At 65.5% G+C, this 4,704-nt stretch carries 5 protein-coding genes and 1 pseudogene; 2 read left to right on the plus strand and 4 right to left on the minus strand.

The genetic code is table 11. The features are described 5' to 3' along the window. The coding region (locus tag AC2VOG_RS11510) for a hypothetical protein (protein WP_486940026.1) at positions 1-265 on the plus strand (265 nt) is incomplete at its 5' end. Between the two features lie 87 nt (positions 266-352). Here AC2VOG_RS11510 and tyrS read toward each other — a convergent pair. Then, positions 353-1,627, minus strand: coding sequence for a tyrosine--tRNA ligase (gene tyrS / locus AC2VOG_RS11515; RefSeq protein WP_486940027.1), 1,275 nt, complete (start codon positions 1,625-1,627; stop codon positions 353-355). A 53-nt stretch (positions 1,628-1,680) separates the two neighbouring features. Next, on the minus strand, positions 1,681-2,292 hold the full coding sequence (locus tag AC2VOG_RS11520; protein ID WP_486940028.1) for a DNA-3-methyladenine glycosylase: 612 nt from the start codon (positions 2,290-2,292) through the stop codon (positions 1,681-1,683). A 62-nt stretch (positions 2,293-2,354) separates the two neighbouring features. Between AC2VOG_RS11520 and AC2VOG_RS11525 the strand changes: the two are divergent. Next, positions 2,355-2,840, plus strand: a pseudogene (locus AC2VOG_RS11525) (TetR/AcrR family transcriptional regulator); the annotation flags it as partial. Here AC2VOG_RS11525 and AC2VOG_RS11530 read toward each other — a convergent pair. Both AC2VOG_RS11530 and AC2VOG_RS11535 read right to left on the minus strand, forming a co-directional pair. Further along, complete coding sequence (locus tag AC2VOG_RS11530) at positions 2,806-3,018, minus strand: Trm112 family protein (RefSeq protein ID WP_486940029.1); 213 nt, start codon at positions 3,016-3,018, stop codon at positions 2,806-2,808. The pseudogene AC2VOG_RS11525 and the gene AC2VOG_RS11530 sit on opposite strands and share 35 nt — an antisense overlap. Then, positions 3,011-4,704, minus strand: a 1,694-nt coding sequence (locus AC2VOG_RS11535; protein WP_486940030.1) for an AMP-binding protein, incomplete at its 5' end; no start/stop codon positions are given. The genes AC2VOG_RS11530 and AC2VOG_RS11535, both read right to left, overlap by 8 nt.

Below are 4,704 nucleotides of genomic sequence, written 5' to 3' on the forward strand. Positions count from 1 at the left end.
TCAGAAAAATCCGATCACAGCAAAACAGACACCAAAACTGGCATCAAAAAACATCACACCCCCACAAACGGGAAAAACAGGAGGCATGACAAAAAACAACGACAAAAACAAAACCACCAAACACACTATTGAGTTCTCAAACAACACCCCGCCGGCCGCACAAAAAGACCCGCGGCCTAAAGCCGCTCACTCGTTCTGCGGACGTGGAAGGAAAACCACCGAAGTGAAATTTCCCTCTGGGACATCGCCGCGCTCTACGGGCTGACCGTGTCGCGGCGACGCGATTAAGTTACGCGACAGGAAACATGGAGTCAAACACGCTGCTAGACGGCCTGTTTGCGCTCGCTCAAGATCAATCGACCCGCTCGGCCCCGGCGATGTTCCGCTTGCCGCGGCGCAGCACAAGCCAGCGTCCGTGAAGGAAATCGGAGGGCTGCGGAGTCCACGCCTCGTCCTCGATCTTGGTGTTGTTGACGTATGCCCCGCCCTCGGCGATCGTCCGTCGCGCGGCGCCCTTACTGGGCACCAGCCCGCTGGCAACCAGCAGATCGGCAATGCCGGCGGGTGTTCCCGGCTTCAACTCAGCTATCGATGTTTCCTGCAGTGCCGCCCGCAGGGTGGCATCGTCCAGCCGGCTCAGCTCACCGCGCCCGAACAGTGCTCCACTCGCATGCTCGACCGCCTTGGTGGCCTGTTCACCGTGCACCAGCGTGGTGAGCTCGCGGGCCAATCGGCGTTGCGCCGCCCGCTGCTGCGGCCGTTCTGCGGTGATCGCCTCGAGCTCGGCCAGCTCGTCGGCCGATAGGAAGGCGAACCAGCGTAGGTAGCGCACGACGTCGGCATCGGCGGTATTGACGAAGTACTGGTACCACGCATACGGGCTGGTCATGTCGGGGTCCAGCCACAGGTTTCCGCCGCCGGTGGACTTACCGAACTTTGTCCCGTCGGCGGAAGTCACCAGCGGGACGGTCAGCGCATGGACCGAGGCCGCCAACTTCTGGCGCACCAACCGAACACCGGCGATGATGTTGCCCCATTGGTCGGATCCCCCGATCTGCAGGACACAGTGATGGCGCCGGTGCAGCTCGACGAAGTCGTTGGCCTGCAACAGCATGTAGCTGAACTCGGTGTAGGAGATGCCGTCGCCCTCGAGGCGGCGCTTGACGGTGTCGCGGTCTAGCATGACGTTGACCGAGAAATGTTTACCGACGTCGCGGAGCAGTTCGATGGCTGACATCGCGCCGGTCCACTCCAGATTGTTTTCGACAATGGCGCTCGTCGATGAGCTGTCGAAGTCGACGAAACGCTCGAGCTGTCCGCGAATCCGACCCGTCCAGTCCTGGACGGTGTCGGTGGTGTTGAGCGTTCGTTCGCCGGTTTCGCGCGGGTCGCCGATCAGGCCGGTCGCGCCGCCGGCCAGAACGATGGGCCGGTGGCCGGCCCGCTGAAAACGCCGCAGTGCCAGCAGCGGCACCAGGTGTCCGGCGTGCAGGCTGGGCGCGGTGGGGTCGAAGCCGGCGTACAGCGTGATCGGGCCTTTGGCGGCTGCCGCGGTCAGCGCGTCGAGATCGGTGGACTGTGCGATCAGCCCACGCCAGCCCAGCTCGTCAATGATTTCAGCGCCCACGGTCACCAATCTTCTCGCATCAGGGTGGCGCCTACCACGCGGGCGCGCCCGACTCAATCGCTTGCGCCCGGCATCGGCGCCCGCGGACTGCGCCGGTAGGCCGAGACCTCGGCCCGTCCGGGCAGCCACAGCCGCCACGGCCGGTCGGCGGCCTGGCTGACGCCGACGCGAGGTCCCGCCGTGGCTACCGGCGCGTCGTTGAGGTTCAGCCGTATCGGACTGCGGCTGTCGAACACGTCGATTCCGTTGTCGGCCATGGTGATTCCGACAGCGGAACAAAGATTCCCCGGCCCACGTGCCAGCGTGTGGGTACGGATCGACGGCCCGCGCCGGGATTCGGCGATATCGAAACCGGCCTCGACGACTGCCGCTCTGAGCAGGACCGCCGCCGCGATCCCGTCGGGCCCGCACACCACGTTCGCGCAGACGTGGATGCCATGGCTGCGGTAGGTGTAGAGCCGGCCTGAAGGGCCGAACATCACCGCGTTGCGGCCGGTCACCCCGCGGTACGAAGGTGCCGCGGCGTCCGGCCAGGGCCCGTCGGGTCCGCCGCCGTATGCCTCGACCTCGACGATTGTCGCGACGACGCCACGCCCGGTGAGGGTTGCGCCGAGCAGTCGATGTGCGGCTTCGACCGGGTCGACGGCGAGTTCGTCACCGCCCATCGGCCAGATTCTGCCTCCGACGTTCATTGACACAAAACTGAGTTCGATCGACGCTGATCGTCACGGTCGTCACTGCGGTGATCGCGGCAGGCGTGGATTCGGCCTTGGTGCATCACTACTTCGGCACGAAAGAACAACTTTTCGCCGCGGCCGTCCACATCCCGATCGACCCGATGGACGTTATCGGCCCCTTACGCGAAGCGCCCGTCGAAGAACTTGGCCACCGCATACCGTCAATGCTGTTGACGCTCTGGGACTCCGAGGTCGGGACGAGCTTCATCGCCACGCTGCGATCGGTCCTGGCGGGCCCGGAGGTGGACCTGTTCCGGACCTTCATCCAGGACGTCATCGGCGTGGAGGTGGGCTCTCGAGTCGACAGTCCGCCCGGCACCGGACTCATCCGCGTTCTGGTCGGCATCGTCATGGAGCGCTACATCCTAGAGCTGGAGCCTTTTGCGTCGCTCCCGGCTCGGCAGATCGCGGACACCATCGCCCCGAACCTGCAGCGTTACCTCACTGGGGACTTGCCGGCGTTGCCTGCGCGATGAGCCGGGCGTGCTCGTCGTCACCCATCTCGATCGCCTCGTCGACCAGCAGCACCGGGATACCGTCTTCGATGCGGTAGGCCCGCCGGAGCCGTGGGTTGTAGAGCACGTCGCCGACCAGCAGAAGCGGTCCTCGATCGGAGGGACACACCAGGATGCTCAGCAACTCTTCGTCAATCACGTTCGCTCCCAAGCTTATGCTCACCGGACAACTCTGCCCGTGCCGGACCGGTCAGGCGCCGGAACTGCTTTGCCTCGGCGTCGAAGAACCACGCGTGGCGTCCTGCCTTGGGGATCCCCGCCGCGCGCAGGGCGCTCACCGTTGGGCGGTAGGTCGCGCTGAGCTTCATCTGCGGCACCACATGCACAATGTCGGGGCCCAGTCCGAACTGCATCGCGGCGACCGCCTCGGTGAGATCGGCGGCGGTGATCGTGGCACCCGGTCGCGTCGTCACCGCGGTCACCGCGACCTGATGACCGTCGATCGGCACCCCGTAGGTCACCGCGAGGTCGACCGCCGGGATCAACCCGAGCGCATCGGTGACCGGCTCGCAGAAAACGATGCCGCGTTCGGTGTGCACCGTCGAACCGCGTCGGCCCACCAACCAGAAGTCACCGTCGTTGTCGCGGCGGAACAGGTACTCGGTGGAGATCCAGGTGTCGGCGGGACCGAAGACACCGCGCTTGACTGAGGCGCTCGGATCTATCGGTCCGCGTGGCTCGGCGAGCAGCACACCGACCTCGTTTGCATCCGGCACGCGGACGAGTCCGTTTTCGTTCTCCAGGATCAGATCGTGCTCGGCGTCGTAGGCGCCCAACTCGACCCGCCCCGCTCCCGGCAGCGGCCGGCCTTTGCTGCCGATTTTGGCGCCGGCCACGTTAGCCAACACGGCATGCCCGTCGGTGGTCGCGAAGAACTCCACGATGTGTGCGGGCGCGAACACATCGACGATCCGCTGCCACACACCGGTCGGCATACCCGAGCCGATGAACAGCCGGACCGGATGGTCGCCGCGCAGGGTGAAACCCGGGTCGTCGATGACGTCTCGGAGCATGGCCCACGTGTAGGAGACCACGGTGACGCCGTACTGGTTGAGCTCCGAAACAAAACGTTCGGGCTTGAGTCCGCGAGACAGCGCGATGCGGGTGCCGCCGACCACCGCACCACCGAGGCTGACGAGCAGGCCCGACTCGTGGTGCAGGGGTGTGAGGCAGTACAGCGTGTCGCTTCGATTCAGCGCCGCCGCGGAGGCGGTGCCGAAAGCCGACAACGCCCAGCGGTAGTTGGTGATCTGTTTGGCGACGAGTTGCCCGCCGCCGGTGCTGAACGCGATGAACGCGATGTCGCGCGCGTAGCCCGGGTTGGGCCGATACCAGGCCGGGAATTCGACGGCGTCGGGGTCGATTTTCTCCATGTCGATCACGTTGGCGTCATCGGCCAGGTGCAGATCACGGGCTTCACCGCCACCGAGGACCAACAGCTGTGCGGGTAGTTGCCGTGCGGCCTCGAGATTGGTGGGGTCAGTGATGATCTCGCTCACTCCCCCAAGCCGTACTTCGGCCGCCAGGTCGACGTCCGGTTGCAGCAGAACGGCGACGGCTCCCAACCGCGACAGCGCGGCGATGGCGACCAGCGCGCTGGGTCGGGTCTCCATCAACACGCCGACGTGCTCGCCCTGCCGGATCCCGACCGCGATCAAGCCGCGTACGACGTTGTCGATACGACGGTTGACCGCCTCGTAGGTATGGACGCGTCCGTCGAAGAGCAGAAATTCACCGTGCGGGGCATCGTGCGCCTGTTCGCCGATGATGCGGCCCAGCGAGATCCGGGTGTGGTCGTTGATCTGGCCCAACCGGGCCAGTCGCG

It is taken from the genome of Mycobacterium sp. TH-M11, from assembly GCF_057473725.1.

What these genes read in the sequence shown, in the direction of transcription:
- AC2VOG_RS11520 (WP_486940028.1), bottom strand. Translation starts at nt 2,292, where the DNA reads ATGGGCGGTGACGAACTCGCCGTCGACCCGGTCGAAGCCGCACATCGA.